This window comes from Rhodococcus indonesiensis, assembly GCF_047782815.1.
Classification (GTDB): Bacteria; Actinomycetota; Actinomycetes; order Mycobacteriales; family Mycobacteriaceae; genus Rhodococcus; species Rhodococcus indonesiensis.
Window position 1 is genome coordinate 2,188,618 of sequence record NZ_CP180630.1, and the last position, 18,085, is coordinate 2,206,702.

Genomic DNA, 18,085 nt, shown 5'->3' on the forward strand with positions numbered 1-18,085 from the left:
CGGGACGACGATTGGGGTTGGGCGTGTACCGGGTATTCGAGGCACTCGACGAGCTGGTCGCGATCGTCGAGGAAGCACGCAGTGTCCCGATGACCGCGAGCTGCGTGGTCCCGCGCGGCGACGTACTGGATCTGCTCGACGACGTCCGCGACGCGTTGCCCGCGGAACTGGACGACGCGCAGGACGTCCTGGACCATCGTGACAAGCTCATCGGTGACGCGCGGACCCAGGCCGACAAGACGGTCGCGGACGCCGACGCGGAAGCCCGCGAGACTCTCGACAACGCCCGCGCGGACGCGGACCGCATGCTCGCCGACGCGAAGGCGCAGGCGGACCGGATGGTGCAGGAGGCCCGCGCCCACGCCGACGATCTGGTGCGCGATGCCCAGGCCGAGGCCGACGACACGATCGCCGACGCCAAGGAGCAGTACGAGTCCGTGACGGCCCGCGCGCAGGCCGAGGCCGACCGCATGATCGAGGCAGGCAAGGCCTCGTACGAGCGGTCGGTCGCCGACGGCGAGGCCGAGCAGGCTCGGCTGGTGTCGAAGACGGAGGTCGTGCAGGCCGCGCACGCCGAGTCGGCCCGGGTCATCGACGCCGCGCATGCCGAGTCGGATCGGTTGCGATCGGAATGCGACGAGTACGTCGATTCCAAGCTCGCCGAGTTCGAGGACGTGCTCGGAACGACCCTGCGGTCGGTGGGTCGCGGCCGGCAGCAGTTGCGAACGGGCGCCGGGGTGCCCGACTACACGGAGGCCGAACGCCGGTCCGAGCGGCGCCGCTGACGCTTCCGGCGTCCGCGCGGGGGGTTCGGGGGCGATTTCGTTGTGCCCGGCTCCGTCGCGTATCGTGGAGTGGTTGCCCAGCCGTTCCGCGGCATCCGCCACCTGGAAAGAGGAAGAAGCATTCCCGTGTCTGCCCGCCGTCACAGCTCCCAGCATCCCGACCGGGATTCGGGTCTCGTGCTGGACGTACTCTCGCTCGGCCGCCGTCCGGGTTCCATGCGCACCGTCCACGAAGTGGTACCCGCGCCGGTGCGGATCGGACTCGACGCAATCGCGATCGAGGAAGGCACGGATGTGGAACTCGACCTCCGGTTGGAGGCGGTCTCGGAGGGGGTCCTCGTCACCGGGACCGTGCGTGCCGATACAGTCGGCGAGTGCTCGCGCTGCCTCGAGCCCTTCGAGGACTCGGTGGAGTTGTACCTGACGGAGCTGTTCGCCTACCCGAACAGCGTCACGGAGCAGACCACCGACGAGGACGAGGTCTACCGCCTGGTGGACGACACGATCGACCTCGAGCCGGTCATCGTCGACACCGTCGGACTGGAACTTCCGCTGCGGCCGTTGTGTAGTGACGACTGCGCGGGACTGTGCCCCGAATGCGGCATTCGCCTGGCGATTGCGGAATCCGGGCACGGGCATGAGAGAATGGATCCTCGCTGGGCTGGGTTGGCAGCCGCTTTCGGCGCAGGCTCCGAAGAACCCAGCAGTGCATCCGACAGCAAGAACAACGAGGAGAAGTAGACGTGGCCGTCCCCAAGCGCAGAATGTCGCGTTCGAACACCCGGTCGCGGCGGAGCCAGTGGAACACCACTGCGCCGACGCTCGTCACCTGCCCGAACCGCGGCTGCGGCGAGAAGAAGCTGCCGCACGTGGCGTGCCCGTCGTGCGGCACCTACAACGGCCGTCAGGTGACCGCCGCCGTCTAGTTCTCGAATCTGAGACATCGTGACGAGCGATTCGACCACCGCATCCGAGGGCGGCGAAGGGGAACACGCGTCCCTTCTCGCCGCCCTCGGTGTCGATGTGGATCCGGAGCTGCTGACGCTTGCGCTCACGCACCGCTCCTACGCGTACGAGAACGGCGGCCTGCCGACCAACGAGCGTCTCGAGTTCCTCGGCGACGCCGTCCTGGGCCTCACCGTCACCGAGAAGCTGTACCTGTCGCACCCGGACAAGTCCGAGGGTGAACTCGCGAAGATCCGGGCTTCGGTGGTGAACATGCACGCCCTCGCGGAGGTCGCGCGATCCCTCGGTGAGGGGGGCCTCGGTCCGCACCTGCTGCTCGGCAAGGGTGAGGAACTCACCGGTGGCCGCGACAAGCCCAGCATCCTCGCGGACGGCATGGAGTCGCTGCTCGGTGCCGTCCACCTGCAGCACGGCATCGACGTCGCGCGCACCGTCGTGCTGCGCCTGTTCGCCGAACTCCTGGAGCGCGGACCGCGCCTCGGCGCCGGCCTCGACTGGAAGACGAGCCTGCAGGAACTGACCGCGGAACGCGGCGTGGGCGTGCCGGCGTACGAGATCACCGCCACCGGCCCGGACCACGACAAGGAATTCACCGCGACGGTCATCGTCGCGGGCGACGCTCGTGGTGTCGGCGTGGGACGCACGAAGAAGGAAGCCGAGCAGAAGGCCGCCGCCGCGGCCTGGCAGAGCCTGTCCGACAGCGACGCCGCCCCCACCGGCGCCGCGGCCGACCAGAACTGACCCGGCGTGCCCGAACTGCCCGAGGTCGAGGTCGTCCGCCGCGGCCTGGACGCGCACGTCCGGGGCGCCACCATCGAGTCCGTCCAGGTGCTGCACCCGCGTGCGGTGCGCCGCCACGAACCCGGCCCGCGGGATCTCGCGTTGCGGCTGACCGGGCAGGCCGTCGCCGCCGTCCAGCGTCGCGGCAAGTACCTGTGGCTCGTCCTTGAGCCCGCCGACGTCGCGCTGGTCGTGCATCTCGGGATGAGCGGACAGATGCTGGTCCAGCCGCCTGCGGTGCCGGACGAGAAGCACCTGCGCATCCGCGCCGTTCTCGACAACGGCACCGATCTGCGGTTCGTGGACCAGCGCACCTTCGGAGGCTGGGCCCTGGCCCCGCTCGTCGAGGTCGACGGCGCCGTCCTGCCGGAACCCGTCGCACACATCGCCCGCGACCCCCTGGACCCAGCGTTCGATGCGGCCGCCGTGGTGAAGGTGCTGCGCGGCAAGCACTCCGAGATCAAGCGCCTCCTCCTCGACCAGACCGTCGTCTCGGGCATCGGCAACATCTACGCCGACGAATCGCTGTGGCGGGCCGGCGTACACGGCAACCGCGCAGCCGATCGGCTCGGGGGACCGACCCTGCGCCGGCTGCTCGATGCGGCCCGCGACGTGATGGGCGAGGCACTCGCGAAGGGTGGCACCTCGTTCGATGCCCTCTACGTCAACGTCAACGGTGAGTCCGGGTACTTCGATCGGTCGCTGAACGTCTACGGCCAGGAGAACCTGCCGTGCCCGCGGTGCGGTACGCCGGTGCGGCGCGAGAAGTTCATGAACCGCTCGTCGTTCAGTTGCCCGACGTGTCAGCCGCCGCCCCGGAGCGCGCGGCGAGTCTGAGCTCCGCCCACCTCCGAGTCGAAGCAGCGAATCCGCCTCACGATCCCGCTCCGGGCAGGCACAGTGGGAGCGGCGGAGGAGGACGCACATGCGAACATGGAGGAGAGCCGTGCCCGTGGCTGCGGCAGCGCTGACGGTGGCACTCGCGGTCGGCGGCTGCGGCACCGACGACACCTACCCGAGCGAGTCGGCGCAGACGACCACCGAGGCAGCCCCGGAGACGACCCCACCGACCGGGACGGCCGGTTCCGAACCCGGGCAGCCGGGCACCGAGCCGCAGGTCACCGAGGCGACGGGTGGGATCCCGGCCTATCAGCCGTCGACACTCGTCAGCCGATCGATCGGCTCGACCGTCCTGACGACCTCCGACCCGATCGAACAGGTCGGCGCCTTCTACCTCGACTTCGTGGACCGGGAGGAGTGGCAGACGGTCTCCGAGAGCATCACTCCGTACAGCACGAGTCTCACGATCAGGAAGGAAGGTGAGGGCGCCTCCATCTCGGTCTCGTCGGGCGGCGACGGGACGCTGGTCTCCATCAGTACCTATCCGTCCCCGTGACGGGCCGCCCGATTGTCTCCGCTCGAATCGGGGGCCCGGGGTGGGATACGGTGGATCCGGTGCGCCGGGAAGTCTGGTCGGCAGACGATGACCGCTACCCGAAATCCGAGGACGATCGATGACGACACCCTTCTCCCGCCTGCCGTTGCTCTCACGTGGATCGTGGGAGGAATCCAAGCGGGTGACCGAGATTCTCCGCAAGGAGACGGTCGGCGGTGTCCTGCTGCTCATCGGCGCGCTCGTGGCCCTGGTCTGGGCCAACACGCCGTGGTCCGACGCCTACCACAGCCTTCGTGACACGACGGTGGGCCCGTCCGCCCTGCATCTGGACCTCTCGCTCGGGACGTGGGCGGCCGACGGTCTGCTGGCCATCTTCTTCTTCGTCGTCGGCTTGGAACTCAAGCGCGAGTTCGTCGCCGGCGACCTGCGCGATCTACGTCGTGCAGCGGTGCCGATCACCGCCGCGGTGGGGGGAATGGCGGTTCCCGCCGTCGTGTTCGTCGCGGTGAATCTGCGCGGCGGAGGGGACGCGCTGGCGGGGTGGGCCGTGCCCACCGCCACCGACATCGCCTTCGCCGTGGCCATCCTGGCCGTCATCGGCACACACCTCCCGGCCGCCCTGCGTACCTTCCTGCTCACGCTCGCCGTCGTCGACGACCTGCTCGCTGTCACCGTGATCGCGGTGTTCTACACCGACGACCTCGACTTCGTGTACCTCGGACTGGCGCTGCTGCCGCTGCTCGCCTTCGCGCTCGCGGTGCAGCGCGGCATCCGGTTCTGGTGGCTCCTGGTGCCGCTGGCGGCGCTCACGTGGTTCCTCGTCCACGAATCCGGCGTGCACGCCACCGTGGCCGGCGTCCTGCTCGGGTTCACCGTGCCGGTCGCCCGCCGGACCCGCACCGGCACGGAAGCCATGGCCGAGCAGTTCGAACATCGCCTCCGGCCACTGTCGGCCGGGGTGGCTGTCCCGATCTTCGCGTTCTTCGCCGCCGGCGTGACGATCGGGGGCCTCGACGGCCTGGGTGAGGCGCTCCGCGACCCGATCTCGATCGGTGTCGTCGCGGGCCTCGTGCTCGGCAAGGTCGTCGGGATCTTCGGCGTCACCTACCTGATGGCGCGGTTCACCCGCGCCCACCTGGACGAGGGTCTGAGCTGGCTGGACGTGCTCGGGGTCGCACTGCTCGGCGGCATCGGCTTCACCGTCTCTCTGCTGATCGGGGATCTCGCGTACGGCGCCGGCACCGTCGCGGCCGACCACATCAAGGTTGCCGTCCTCGTCGGCTCCCTCACGGCGGCACTCGCCGCCTCGGTGGTGCTCCGCTCCCGGAACCGGGCCTACCGCAGGATCGCCGAACTCGAGACCGTCGACGCGGATCACGACGGCATCCCGGACGTCTACCAGCGCTGAGGCTCCGCCGGGTCGCGTGGCAGGGGTCGTCGGTTTCCTGGGCGGGGTGATCGCCCCCGCCTAGAATGGACGGACGGACATCGCGGCGGCACCCGCTCCGGCGTCGCCCCGGGCACCGCGGTGTACGCGGGTGATCGGAGGTGGACGTGCATCCCTCCGAACCCGCACGCGTCCTACCCCGCCGGGCGTATCGGGCGCTCGTCGCGTTTCTGGTCCTCTTCGCTCTGCTCGTCGCCGGACCTCGCCTGGTGGCGCTGTACACCGACTGGCTCTGGTTCGGAGAGGTCGGCTACCGGGACGTGTGGGGCACCGTCCTCGTGACCCGGCTGGTGCTGTTCGCCGTGGTGACGCTCGTGGTGACGGGGCTGCTCTTCGGAGCGACGGTGTGGGCGTACCGATCGCGGCCCCTGTTCGCCACCGGTCCGGACGATCCGATCGAGCGATACCGGATCATGGTCCTGCGGCGCCCGAAACTGTACGCGATCGGCATCCCGCTGCTGCTGGGACTGTTCTTCGGCCTGAGCGCACAGAGCCAGTGGGCCAGGGTGCAGCTCTTCCTCCACGGCGGAGCATTCGGAAGCACCGACGCCGAGTTCGGGCACGACATCGGGTTCTACGTCTTCGACCTGCCCTTCTACCGGCTCCTGCTGACGTGGGCGTTCCTCGCGCTGTTCCTGGCACTCGTGCTCTGCACGGCCACCCACTTTCTCTTCGGCGGACTCCGGGTGCCCTTCGTGACCGGCTCCGGCACTCGGCGCGGCACCACCGGCGCGACGACGCGCGCGGCCCGGATCCAGATCGCGGTTTTCTCCGGGAGTTTCATCGCGCTCAAGGCGGTCGCATACTGGTTCGATCGGTACGAGCTGTTGTGGAGCGGCCGGAAGGAACCGACGTTCACCGGGGCGGGGTTCACCGACATCAACGCGGTCCTGCCGGCGCGCCTGATCCTGGTGGCGATCGCGGTGCTCTGCGCGGCGGCGTTCTTCGCCTCGATCCTGCTGGACGACCTGCGGGTGCCGTTGATGGCGACCGCGCTCCTGGTCCTGTCGTCGATCGTCGTCGGCGGTATCTTCCCGGCACTCACGGAGCAGTTCTCGGTGCGCCCGAACGCCGCCGATCGTGAGAGCCCGTACATCGAGCGCAACATCGCCGCGACCAGACAGGCATACGGGATCGAGGCCGATCGCGTCGAGTACCTCGACTATCCCGGGGTCGGAACCCGGCCACCCCGGGAGATCCCGGCCGACGTCACCACGATCGCCAACGCCCGGCTGCTGGACCCGAACGTGCTATCCAGGACCTTCACCCAGCAACAGCAGCTGAAGAACTTCTACGGGTTCACTCCGCAGCTGGACATCGACCGGTACACCATCGATGGGAAGGTCGGTGACTACATCGTCGCCGCACGGGAACTGTCCCCGGACAGCCTGAGCGGCAATCAGACCCAGTGGATCAACCGGCACACCGTCTACACCCACGGCAACGGATTCGTGGCGGCGCCGGCGAACCGGGTCAACGCCGCCGTACGAGACGCGGCCGCGGCCGGCAGCGGAAGCGACAGCGGTTACCCCATCTACACCGTCAGCGACATCGCTTCCCAGGCCTCCGGCAGGCAACTGATCCCGGTCGAACAACCGCGCATCTACTTCGGTGAACTGATCGCGGCGTCGGACCCGGACTACGCGATCGTCGGTGGGCCCGCCGGCGCGACGCCGCGCGAGTACGACACGGACACCTCCCAGTACACCTACACCGGAAGCGGGGGAGTGCCGATCGGGAACTGGATCAACCGGCTGGCCTTCGCGGTGCGCTACGGCGAGCGCAACATTCTGTTCTCCGGCGCCATCGGGGTGGATTCGAAGATCATCTTCGATCGTGATCCGAAGACCCGCGTGGAGCGGGTCGCGCCGTGGCTGCGCACCGACGGCAATCCGTACCCTGCGGTCGTGGACGGCCGGATCGTCTGGATCGTCGACGGCTACACCACCCTCGCGCACTACCCGTACTCCCAGTCCGGCGCGCTGCCCGGCGCCGGCCTCACCGATACGGGCCGGCTGTTGCCGGGTGAGGCCGTCTCCTACATCAGGAACTCGGTCAAGGCCACGGTGGATGCCTACGACGGCACCGTCACCCTATACCAGGTGGACACGAACGACCCGGTCCTCGTGGCGTGGATGGGCGCCTTCCCTGAGGCCGTGCAACCGCCGGAATCGATCAGCCCGGAACTGCGCGCCCACTTCCGATACCCGGAGGACCTCTTCGGTCTCCAGCGGGAGCGGCTCGCGAAGTACCACGTCGACGACCCACGGGAATTCTTCACCAACAATGCGTTCTGGTCCGTTCCCAGCGACCCCACCTCCGAGGCCGTGGGGTCTCAGCCGCCGTACTACGTGCTGGTCGGTGACCGCGAGAACGCGGAACCGTCCTTCCGTCTGGCCAGCGCAATGGTCGGGTTCAACCGGGAATTCCTCTCCGCCTACATCTCGGTGGACTCCGACCCGGACAACTACGGCCGGATGGAGGTGCTGCAGCTGCCGACCGACACGCAGACCCAGGGTCCGCAGCAAACCCAGAACTCGATGATCTCCGACACCCGGGTGGCCTCCGAACGCACCCTGCTTGAGCGGTCCAACCGGATCCACTACGGCAATCTGCTGACGCTGCCGATCGCGGACGGCGGGGTGCTCTACGTCGAGCCCCTGTTCACCGAGCGTCTCACCAGCACCGCCGACGGCTCGACGTTCCCGCAGTTGTCGCGGGTGCTGGTCAGCTATCGCGAACCCAGCGCCGGCGGCGTCCGCGTCGGGTACGCACCCACCCTCGCCGAGGCACTCGACCAGGTCTTCGGTGCGGGAACGGGCCGGGTGGCAACCGCACCCGGCGGTGACGCCGCGACCGCGCCGGATCCTGCTGCGACCGCACCGCCGCCCGAGGAAGGCGCTGCGGTGCCGCCGACCACCGCGCCAGCGGAGCCGACCCCGGAACAGCTGACCGCTGCCGTCGTCGAACTGAACAATGCCCTGGCGGATCTGCGCGAAGCCCAGCGCACGGGCGACTTCACGTCGTACGGCGCTGCGCTCGACCGGCTCCAACGCGCCGTCGACAACTTCCTGGCGGCTGGGGGAAGCCTCAACTGAAGTTCACGTGGCCGATGTCGGGGACCGTCCGGCACCGCAAGCTCCGTCCCGAGACCGCGGGATTTCGGTCGCGTCCCGGCAGAAAAGCGGTAGCCGTGCCAGGGTGATCCGCCTCGCCGTCGTAGTCGGGCAAGCGCTCGGCACCACGCAGCGGGTCCACCTGGACGTGCGCCCGGTGCTCCTCCGCGTACCGCGCAGTGCGCCGGTCAGTCGTCTGACCTTTCGGGGTCGGCGACCTCCACGAGCTGGTCCAGTGCATCGGTCGTGGTGGTGGCCGCCAGCGCGAAGGGGTCGACCACAAGGTCGGCGCCGGCGTCGCGGAGCCGCTCGGAGTCGTGGCTGCCGTGGGCGGTGACGGCGACCTTGCCGCGAAACCCGTGGTGACGCAGTCCGTGCAGGAGCGCGAGATTCGTCTCCAGGACAGGGATCGTGCTGATCACGTACCGCGCGGTCGACAGAGGGAGGGTTTCGAGGAAGTGTGCGTCCTCGGCGCTGCCGTAGACAGCCGTGATGCCGAGCCGACGGTTGGTCGACACGCGGTGCGGATCGAAGTCCACCGCGAGCACGCGCTGGTCGGTCTCGCTCAGCCGATCGGCGAGGTGCCCACCGAACCGGCCCAGCCCGTAGACGATGCCGTCGACGTCGGCATCGGGCCCGTCGAGAGCGACACGGCGGACGTCGGAACGCTCGAAGAGACGCAGACCGCCCGCGAGGCGCTCGTAGATCCGGTGCGAGTACAGGATCAGGTAGGTCGATCCCCCGATCGTGACCACGCCGACGACGGTGATCAGGCTGACCGTCGCGTTCGTGATGTGCCCCAGGCTCAGCCCGAGTGCCGCCAGGATCAACGAGAACTCGGAGATCTGCGCCACCGTGAGACCGGCGAGGAAGCCCACCCGCACCGGGTACCGCATGAAGGACATGATCGCCACGACGATCAACGGGTTGCCGACCAGTACGAAGACCGAGAAGACGATGGCGGGCACGATCTGTTGCCCGGCGTCCGTGAAGTCGAGCCGGGCGCCCAGATCGAGGAAGAAGAACAGCAGCAGGAAGTCCCGCAGGCTCACCATGCGGGCGCCGAGGGCGTCGCGGTACGGCGTGCTCGCCAGCGACACACCGGCGAGGAAGGCACCCACTTCGGAACTGAAGCCCAGCCACTCGCTGAAGGCAGCAACCGAGACCGCATATGCGACACCGAAGAGCACCAGTAGTTCCTGGGAACGCGCGACGTGGCCGAGCAGCCACGGCAGGACGTAGCGCATCAGCACGACGATGCCGGCGAGCAACCCGAGCCCCTTGACGAGCACGAGTGCGACCCCGACGGCGACGTGGTCGTCCGTCGACTGGCCGAAGGCGGTGAGGACGATCATCACCAGCACGACCACGATGTCCTGGACGATGAGGAAGCCCACGGCGATGCGGCCGTGCAACTGCTCGAGCTCGCGCTTGTCCGACAGCAGCTTGACGATGATGATCGTCGACGAGAAGGTCAGGGCGACGGCCACATACATCGCCGATACCGAATCCATGCCGAGCGCCAGCGCGATGAGGTAGCCGACCACCGAGGTGAACAGGACCTGCCCGAGCCCGGTGGCGAGTGCCACGGGACCGGTGGTGCGAACGAGGTGGAGGTCGAGCTTGAGCCCTACCAGGAACAGCAAAATCGCGATTCCCATCCGGGCCAGCAACTCGACGGTGCTGTCCGCGACGACCCACCCCGTACCGGTCGGACCGACGAGGATGCCGACGCCGATGAACGCGACGATCATCGGCTGCCGCAGCCGCGTCGCGAGCAGCCCTGCCAGCGCAGCGAGGGCGAGGATCGCGGCGACGAGCGGGAAGGAGTGCACGTCCACGGCGGGTCACCTACTCACGGTCGGTGCGGCGACGGGACCGCGTCTCTGGCGGGGTGTCGTGGTCCCTCGTGCGGTCCGGGCGCGCAGGGACTTGTCGACGGCGACGACGAGCACCGCCAGCGTGGCGAGGCCGACAATGCGCAGCCATGCGCCGGCGTCGATCGGCGCGGTCTGGAAGAGCGTGTTCATGGCGGGTACATAGGTGATGGCCAGCTGCGCGAGCGTCTGGACGAACACCCCGACGAGGATCCACCGGTTGCCGAAGAACCCGATCCGCCACACCGACGACGTGAGCGAGCGGCAGCTGAAGAGGTAGAACAGCTCCACCGCCACGACGAGATTGACGGCCGAGGTGCGTGCCTCGTCGACGTCGGCGCCGTTGCCCAACTCCCACTCGAACAGCCACCACGCGCCGCCCACGATGAGCCCGGACACCAGCAGGATCCGGGTGACGAGCGCACCGGTCAGCAGCGGGCGAGTGGGGTCCCGCGGGGGCCGGGACATCGTGTCGGGTTCCTTCGGCTCGAAAGCCAGCATGAGACCCAGCGCGACGGCGGTCGTCATGTTGATCCACAGGATCTGCGTGGGCAGGATCGGCAGGGTCGTCCCGAAGACGATGGCGGCGAGGATGACCAGGCCCTGCCCGAGGCTGGTGGGGAGTACCCACACGATGAACTTCGTGAGGTTGTCGAAGACGCCGCGTCCTTCCTCGACGGCGGCCTCGATGGTGGCGAAGTCGTCGTCGGTGAGCACCATGTCGGCGGCCTCCTTGGCGACCTCCGTTCCGCCATGTCCCATGGCCACCCCGATGTCGGCCTGCCGCAGGGCGGGAGCGTCGTTGACGCCGTCACCCGTCATGGCGACGACGTGGCCGCGTTCCTGCAGGGCCCCGACCAACCGGAGCCTCTGTTCGGGGGAGACCCGTGCGAACACCCTCGCCCGGCCGACCGCCTCCGCGAGTTCCTCGACAGGGATCGCGTCGAGATCCTGTCCGGTGAGCACCAGGCCGTCGTCGGCCTCGCCGATCAGCCCGAGTTGCCGCGCGATCGCCGCTGCGGTGGCCGCATGGTCGCCGGTGATCATCTTGACCGCGATGCCGGCGACGTGGCACACGTGCACGGCGTCCACGGCAGCCTGCCGGGGCGGGTCGAGCATCGCGTGCAGGCCGGTGAACACCATCTCGTCCGAGACGACCGGCAGGTCGAACACCGCCTCCGCATCGATCGTGCGGACGGCCGTGGCCAGCACGCGCAACCCCTGCCGCGCCAAGTCCTCGACGGCCCGGTGGACCGAGTCCCGGTCCAGGGGAAGAAGGCCGCCGTCGGGACCCATGGCGTAGCGGCACCGTTCGAGAATCCGCTCGACGGCACCCTTTGCGAGCACGATCCGCTCACTCGGGTGCGACCCGGCGTGCAGTGTCGCCATGAACTGGCGTTCGGAACTGAACGGGATGGTGCCGACACGGGGATGTTCGGCGCGGACCGCGTCGGGCCCGAGGCCGGCCTTGCCCGCCACAACGAGCATCGCGGCCTCGGTGGGATCACCGACGACGGACCACCGGCCGTCCTGCCGGTCGAGGTGGGCGTCGTTGCATCCGGCACCCGCGACGATCGTCCACCGCAGGGCCTCGTCCGAATCGGTCGGCGCGACGGATCCGGTGGGATCGTGGACGGCGCCTTCGGGCGCGTATCCCGATCCGGTCACCGTGTACAGGGAGTGCATCGTCCACAGGTGGCGCACGGTCATCTGGTTCGCGGTGAGAGTTCCCGTCTTGTCCGAACAGATAACGGTCGTGCTGCCGAGCGTTTCCACGGCGGGTAGGCGACGGATCACCGCTCGGCGCCGGGCCATTCGCGCCACGCCGATGGCCATGGTGATGGTGACGACCGCCGGGAGTCCTTCGGGGATCGCACCAACCGCGAGCGCCACCGCGGCGGTGAACGTTTCCGGCGCGTCCTGACCGCGGACGAGACCGATCGCGAAGGTCGCCGCCGCCAGTACGACGATCGCCACGGTCAGAACCCTGCTGAACGAGGTCAGTTTGGCGGTGAGCGGCGTGGCCAGCACGTCCGCCGCCCCGACGAGGCGATGGATCTCCCCGAGTTCGGTCCGGTCACCGGTCGCGACGGTGATCCCGGCGCCTGTCCCGGCGGTGACCAACGTGCCCGAATGCACCATGTTGCGGCGATCCGCCACGGCGGTGGCGCGCGGAAGGACCACCTCGTCCTTGAGCACCGGGACGGACTCCCCGGTCAGCGCGGACTCGTCGACCTGCAGTTCGGCCACGCGGATCAGGCGCAGGTCCGCGGGAACCTTGTCGCCGGCCTCGAGGACGACGAGATCACCGGGTACGAGGTCGTCCGACGGCAGGGTCTGCTGGCGGCCGCCGCGGATCACACGTGTCTGTGTGCGCACCATGGACCGGAGTGCGTCGAGCGCCGCCTCGGCCTTGGACTCCTGGACGAAGCCGACGGTGGCATTGACCAGCACGACCGCGAGGATGACCGCCGAGTCGACGTATTTGTCCAGCCACAGCGTGATCGCCGCCGCGGACAACAGGACATAGATGAGGGGATTGTGGAACTGGCGCAGAATCCGCCGCAGCAACCCGTGGCCCGACGCCGCCGGCAGGACGTTGGGCCCGAAGCGAGCCAGTCTGTGGATGGCCTCGTCCGCGTCGAGGCCGCGATGTGGATCGGTCTCGTGCAGGAGCACGACCTCGTGGGCCGACAGGTCGTGGTGAGTGTCGATGGGCGAGGAATCGAGGGGTGCAACCATCACGCGACCTCCGGCATCGATTGCGGGGATGACGAGAGCAGCAACCAGGCTCGGTCCGGCACGCCGGATGCAGAGCAGGCGGTCGTCGACTCCGACGGTGAGGGCCTCCGGCGATCCGACGTGCAGCCCCGCACGCCGTGGGTGATTCCGAGCACGATGTCGGGCAGATCTTCGACCATCTGCACGACGCCGAGTGTGGCCGTCGCGACGCCCAGCAGTTGCCCGGCGGCGACCTCGAGCATCGACGGATTGGTGTCGACGACCACGATCCGAGACGGCGGGACGCCGTCCCCGAGCATCCCGTCCACCGCGGCACGGCTCATGGTGCCTCCCTGGTCGTGAGATGCGAACACCGATCGCCGACCAGACTTCCCGGCACTCCGGGCATCACCCTATCGTGCGTGCGGCCCGGATCGAAGGGGCTTCGGTCCCTCCTGGCGTCACTGATGCACGAGGCTGAGCCAGCGCCACGACCACAGGGTCAGGCCCGCCGAGACGACCGGAACGGTGAGGGCGAGCGCGAGCTGCGGAGCGTTCACGGAACCGGCTTGCGGTCCCGCCGCCCACAGACCCGGGGCGGAGAACGGGAACCAGCCGCCGGCTCCGGTCATGACCGCCATCTGGGCGGCAATCACCACGGCGATGATCGCCCCGATCGCGGGCAGGTATCCCCGTGCCAGGGTGGCGACCCAGGCGCAGGGAAAGGCGAGCCCCGCGGTGAGCAGGGCTACGGCGAGGAATTTGCCGACGAGCGCAGTCGTCCCCGGGTCGAGCGGATCGTCGTCGACGAACGTTCCCGCGACCGCAAGCGCGGCGCACGTCGCGACGCTGACGGCGACGGACCAGGTCAGCAGGATCAGCAGTTTCGCTGCAGCGACGGCGGGGCGGGAGACCGGGGCGGCCCACAACCCGCTGATCGCCCCGTCGGTGAACTCGCGGCCGAAGACCCAGCCGACGACTACACCGAACCCGAGAAGCCCGCCCACCGAGACGATGGTGTCGGCTGCGGCGAACAGCCCCGCACGGCCTCCGTCCCCGACGATCGCCTGCGCCTTTCCCGCCATCGCGGCGTCGGCACCGTGTACGGATCGCAGAGTCAGCACGCACATGGCCACCACCCCCGTCGTGAGAAGGACGGTGGTGACCCATACGGGACGTGCCCGCCGGAACTTGGCCCATTCCACCGCCAGCGCGGCCCGGACCTGCTCGGACGTGGTCATCGGCGCGCCTCGCTGTCGCGGTACACGAGGTCGAAGAACTGCCGCTCGAGGTCGATGCCGCGGGGGTCGAGGGCACCGACGGTGCGCCCCTCGTTCACGACTGTGATGCGGTCGGCCACGCGGGCGACCTCGTCGAGGTGGTGACTCGACACCAGCGTCGCCGCGCCGCGCTCCCGGCTGCGCTGCAGCAGCGTGCGCAACAGCATGATCCCGGCCGGATCCAGCGCATTGGTCGGCTCGTCCAGGATCAGAACATCCGGGTCCGCGATCAGCGCCGCAGCCAGCCCCAGTCGCTGCCGGTTGCCGAGGGACAGTTTCCGGGCACTGGTCCGCGCCCACCGGGTCAGGACGAGTTCCTCGATCCACCGGTCGGCCGCGGCGGTGGCGCCCGCCGCGGACAGGCCGGCGAGACGCCCCGCGATGCGCAGGTTCTGCGTGACGGTCAGTTCGGGGTAGAGAAGCGGTGTTTCGACGAGGTGCCCGACTCCCGTCCAGTGCCGAGCCGGCATCGATGCCGGTGCCAGGCCTCGGACGCGCACGATTCCGTCGTCGGGCTCGATCATGCCGAGGAACAGGCGCATCAAGGTCGTCTTGCCCGCCCCGTTGAGGCCCACGAAGGCGTGCACCTCGCCCGCGCGCACCTCGGTGGAGACGTTCTCGAGTACGGCCGTGGAGCCGTAGCGTGTGCACACGTTGCGGCACTCGAGCACGACGTCGCCGACCGCGGTCATGACGTCTCCTGCGACTGCCGCGAGGGACGGGCCTGCGGTGCGAGCTGGTGCAGGGCCGACGCAATGCGGTTGCCGAGTGTCCCGTCGCCGGTCTCTGCCCAGTCCGTCAGCGCCGCCATGAGGGCGCCCATGCAGGCTCCGGCGGCGACGGCGGCGTCGAGTCGTCGGGTGCCCGGTTCGGCGAGCGCGGCAGTGACGGCCTCCTGGGTGCGCAGCGTGTTCTCCCACATCCGCGCGCGCAGCCGGGGGTGCGTCGCGACGATTCTCAGGCGGGTGCGCACGTCCCCGAGGTCGCTCTCGGGAATCTGAGCCCAGGCGTCGAGGATCCCCCGGCACGCCCGTTCCAGCGGGCTCCGGTCCGCCGATTGCGCGGCCACGGCCTCCGCGATGACCGGGTCGTAGGGGTCGTCGAGCAGGACCGCGTCCTTGGACGGGAAGTGCCGGAAGAACGTCATGTGCGACACCCCGGCGGCGTCGGCGATCCGGTCCACGGTGACGGCGTCGTAGCCGTCCTCGGTGAACAGTTGCACCGCCGTCGCCTGGATGCGCTGACGGGTTCGCGCGGACTTGGACACCGCGTAATGTTATCGACTAACATTTCGGGCGGCAAGGAGATTCCGCCGCGGGTGAGTCATGCGCTCAGGAGGTCGCGCCGCCGGAACGCGGCCAGACCGGCCGCCGTGACGAGCGCGGCAAGAGCGACGAGAGCGACGAAGGAACCCGCGGCGAACGGTTCGAGCGGCATCTGCCGTACATGGTTCAGCGGGGAGAAGGCGCCGGCGCTGTCGGGCAGATTCAGGATCGGTCCGAAACTGCCCACCAGGTAGCCGCAGACGACCAGCACCCAGACCAGATCGAAGGCGCGAGGGACGAGACCGAACAGCGCCGCTGCGATCGCCGCGATGCCGGGCACGGCGGGAACGTAGCCGACATGCGCCCATACCGACGCGGCCGCCCGGGTCGGCTCGCCGGTGGACGCCGCGGCCCCCAGCCCGGTCCCCAGGCCGGCGAGTGCGAGGAGCGCCACCACGCCCACGGCGGTCACGGACAGCCCCGATGCCATCCATCCGGCGCGGCTCGTGGCGGTCGTCAAGACGGGCTCGATCCGGCCCGACTGCTCCTCGCTCCGCAAGCGACGGACCGACAGGATCACGAAGCAGGAGGCGAGGAAGGCCATCGTGTACCCGGTCAGGCCCAGGAAGCCGTCGACGAGATTCGCGGTCGAACCACCCATGAGAACAAGAATGTCCTCGGGCAGGTTCGCGAAGCTCTCGGCGATCGAGCCGGCCAGGGAGCCGTAGAACAATCCCGTCAGTGCCAGGCCCGTGCCCCATCCGGCGATACTTCCGCGCTGCAACCGAAGCGCCAGCGCGAACGGGGTCGCCAGCGCCGGTGCCGCCTCGTCCCGGCCCGGCCGTGGGGGCACCAGTCCGGCGCCGAGGTCGCGACGGTCCACGACACGGTACGCGGCCGCTGCGGCGACCGCCGCGAACCCGAACGACAGGGCCAGCGGGCCCCACCGCGGATCGACGAATGCTCGCGTCTGCTGGGACCAGGCGATGGGGGACAGCCAGGACACCGCGCTGCCGTGTCGCTCCAGGACGTCGCCGACGCCCCGCACGACGAAGGCCGTTCCCAGTGCCGCTGCGGCCAGTCCTGTGGCGGTGCGCGTGTTCGCACACCTGGCACACCATGGCGGTGAGTGCGGCGAAGAGAGGAGCGCCTACGGCGAGCCCTGCACGCGCGCGTTGTCGAGCATGCGCATCACGCGCGTCGCGCTGACCCCGTGTATCAGGACGGAGAGGACGACGGTGAAGGCGACGGCCGCCCACAACTCCTGCTCCTGCGCGAGGTCGAATTCCGCCGCTGCGTACGCCAGGTAGTAGACGGAGCCGATGCCGCGTACGCCGAAGAAAGCCGTGACGCGACGTTCTCGGGCGTCCAACTCGTCGCAGCCCAGGAGCGAGAGCCAGCCGACCACGGGCCGGATCACCAGGACCAGGGCGGCACCGACGAGAACCGAACCCCACGACAACTCGGCGAGCAGACCGGTGGTGAGGCCGGCCCCCAGCAGGAGCAGGACGGCGAGCGTGAGGACGTGCTCGAGCTGCTCGATGAGGCTGTGCATCTCCGCGTGGTACTCGTGTGCGCGTTCGATGCGCCGCATGGCGACCGCGCACACGAAGACGGCGAGGAAGCCGTAGCCGCCGACCAGTTCGGCGATTCCGTACACCGCGAAGGTGGCCGCGAGCGCGACGATCGGTTCACCCCGGTCCGCGAGCCGGACGTGTTCGACCGGGAAATGGAACACCGCCCGGCCGACGAGATGACCCGCCACCGCTCCCACCACGGCGCCCACGACGATCTTGCCGAGCAGCTCCCACAGGACCCAGGAGACGATCCAGTCCTCGATCGGTCCCTTGGTGTACAGGAAGAGCGCGAGGTAGACGAACGGAAACGCCAGCGCGTCGTTGAGGCCGGCCTCGGAAGTGAGCGCGAAACGCACCTCGTCGTCCTCGCGATGAGAACCCTCCCCGGAGGTGGGTCCCTCGACCTGCACGTCGGACGCGAGAACGGGATCGGTGGGGGCGAGGGCCGCCCCGAGCAGAACTGCGGCCGCGGGGGTGAGGGCCGCGGCCCACCAGCCGAGCACCGCGACGGCCGCGATGCCGAGGGGCATCGCGATCAACAGCAGCCGCCGGGTGGACTTCCACGACCGCCACCCGAGGGGACGGTCGATCGCGAGGCCGACGCCCATGAGCGCGACGATCACGCAGACCTCGCTGAGGTACTCCGCCACGGCCGGATGCCAGCCGGGAGTGACGGCTTCGACGTTGTCGAATACCAGCCCGAGCAACGCGCCGGCTACCAGCACGATCATCGGTGCCGAGATCGCCCGGTTGTCGAAGAGCCGCGGCACTGTGACGGCGAAGAGCAACGCAAGTCCGGCGGAAACGTAGATGATCGCGGTGTCCAGTGCCGTGGCCTTCGTTCGCTGCGACGTGGTCGGACCAGGGATGCCCAC

Annotated in this window: 15 protein-coding genes and 1 pseudogene; 8 read left to right on the forward strand and 8 right to left on the reverse strand. The window is 69.4% G+C overall.

Features of this window, described 5'->3' with window-relative positions:
• The first annotated feature begins 23 nt into the window (after positions 1 to 23).
• The 8 genes from ACM26Y_RS10230 (at position 24) to ACM26Y_RS10265 (ending at position 8,472) form a co-directional block, all read left to right on the forward strand.
• Positions 24 to 785, forward strand: a complete 762-nt coding sequence (locus tag ACM26Y_RS10230; protein ID WP_003939054.1) for a DivIVA domain-containing protein — start codon at positions 24 to 26, stop codon at positions 783 to 785.
• A gap of 126 nt (positions 786 to 911) precedes the next feature.
• Entirely contained in the window at positions 912 to 1,526 is a 615-nt protein-coding gene (locus tag ACM26Y_RS10235; protein WP_003939053.1) for a YceD family protein, read from the forward strand.
• A gap of 2 nt (positions 1,527 to 1,528) precedes the next feature.
• Positions 1,529 to 1,711, forward strand: a complete 183-nt coding sequence (gene rpmF / locus ACM26Y_RS10240) for a 50S ribosomal protein L32 (RefSeq protein WP_003939052.1) — start codon at positions 1,529 to 1,531, stop codon at positions 1,709 to 1,711.
• A 19-nt stretch (positions 1,712 to 1,730) separates the two neighbouring features.
• Positions 1,731 to 2,492 (forward strand): ribonuclease III, encoded by a 762-nt coding sequence (gene rnc / locus ACM26Y_RS10245; RefSeq protein WP_054374642.1) that lies wholly within the window; start codon positions 1,731 to 1,733, stop codon positions 2,490 to 2,492.
• Positions 2,493 to 2,498: 6 nt separating this feature from the next.
• Positions 2,499 to 3,368, forward strand: a complete 870-nt coding sequence (gene mutM, locus ACM26Y_RS10250) for a bifunctional DNA-formamidopyrimidine glycosylase/DNA-(apurinic or apyrimidinic site) lyase (RefSeq protein ID WP_010592786.1) — start codon at positions 2,499 to 2,501, stop codon at positions 3,366 to 3,368.
• Between the two features lie 115 nt (positions 3,369 to 3,483).
• Complete coding sequence (locus ACM26Y_RS10255) at positions 3,484 to 3,927, forward strand: hypothetical protein (RefSeq protein WP_416063368.1); 444 nt, start codon at positions 3,484 to 3,486, stop codon at positions 3,925 to 3,927.
• A 181-nt stretch (positions 3,928 to 4,108) separates the two neighbouring features.
• Complete coding sequence (gene nhaA / locus ACM26Y_RS10260) at positions 4,109 to 5,335, forward strand: Na+/H+ antiporter NhaA (RefSeq protein WP_289381722.1); 1,227 nt, start codon at positions 4,109 to 4,111, stop codon at positions 5,333 to 5,335.
• Between the two features lie 140 nt (positions 5,336 to 5,475).
• On the forward strand, positions 5,476 to 8,472 hold the full coding sequence (locus ACM26Y_RS10265; protein WP_416063369.1) for a UPF0182 family protein: 2,997 nt from the start codon (positions 5,476 to 5,478) through the stop codon (positions 8,470 to 8,472).
• 206 nt (positions 8,473 to 8,678) lie between these two features.
• Here ACM26Y_RS10265 and ACM26Y_RS10270 read toward each other — a convergent pair whose 3' ends face one another.
• The 8 genes and pseudogenes from ACM26Y_RS10270 to ACM26Y_RS10305 form a co-directional block, all read right to left on the reverse strand.
• Positions 8,679 to 10,331, reverse strand: coding sequence for a cation:proton antiporter (locus tag ACM26Y_RS10270; RefSeq protein ID WP_416063370.1), 1,653 nt, complete (start codon positions 10,329 to 10,331; stop codon positions 8,679 to 8,681).
• A gap of 6 nt (positions 10,332 to 10,337) precedes the next feature.
• Complete coding sequence (locus ACM26Y_RS10275; RefSeq protein WP_416063371.1) at positions 10,338 to 13,109, reverse strand: cation-transporting P-type ATPase; 2,772 nt, start codon at positions 13,107 to 13,109, stop codon at positions 10,338 to 10,340.
• A gap of 218 nt (positions 13,110 to 13,327) precedes the next feature.
• Positions 13,328 to 13,438: pseudogene (locus ACM26Y_RS10280) on the reverse strand (potassium transporter Kef); the annotation flags it as partial.
• A gap of 111 nt (positions 13,439 to 13,549) precedes the next feature.
• Positions 13,550 to 14,329, reverse strand: a complete 780-nt coding sequence (locus tag ACM26Y_RS10285) for an ABC transporter permease (RefSeq protein ID WP_416063372.1) — start codon at positions 14,327 to 14,329, stop codon at positions 13,550 to 13,552.
• Positions 14,326 to 15,060: an ABC transporter ATP-binding protein gene (locus tag ACM26Y_RS10290; protein ID WP_054374640.1), complete on the reverse strand. Its 735-nt coding sequence runs from the start codon at positions 15,058 to 15,060 to the stop codon at positions 14,326 to 14,328. The genes ACM26Y_RS10285 and ACM26Y_RS10290 overlap by 4 nt, the downstream gene beginning before the upstream one ends.
• Positions 15,057 to 15,635, reverse strand: a complete 579-nt coding sequence (locus ACM26Y_RS10295) for a TetR/AcrR family transcriptional regulator (protein ID WP_416063373.1) — start codon at positions 15,633 to 15,635, stop codon at positions 15,057 to 15,059. Before ACM26Y_RS10295 ends, ACM26Y_RS10290 begins: the two co-directional genes overlap by 4 nt.
• A gap of 56 nt (positions 15,636 to 15,691) precedes the next feature.
• A complete protein-coding gene (locus ACM26Y_RS10300) occupies positions 15,692 to 16,681 on the reverse strand; it encodes an ABC transporter permease (protein WP_416063374.1) in 990 nt (329 codons plus the stop codon).
• A gap of 102 nt (positions 16,682 to 16,783) precedes the next feature.
• Positions 16,784 to 18,022, reverse strand: a complete 1,239-nt coding sequence (locus ACM26Y_RS10305) for a cation:proton antiporter (RefSeq protein WP_140189121.1) — start codon at positions 18,020 to 18,022, stop codon at positions 16,784 to 16,786.
• Positions 18,023 to 18,085 lie beyond the last annotated feature (63 nt).

Bases quoted from the DNA above. Each gene is read 5' to 3' on its own strand.
- ACM26Y_RS10290 (WP_054374640.1), bottom strand. From the start codon at position 15,060: ATGACCGCGGTCGGCGACGTCGTGCTCGAGTGCCGCAACGTGTGCACA.
- ACM26Y_RS10275 (WP_416063371.1), bottom strand. From the start codon at position 13,109: ATGGTTGCACCCCTCGATTCCTCGCCCATCGACACTCACCACGACCTG.
- ACM26Y_RS10285 (WP_416063372.1), bottom strand. From the start codon at position 14,329: ATGACCACGTCCGAGCAGGTCCGGGCCGCGCTGGCGGTGGAATGGGCC.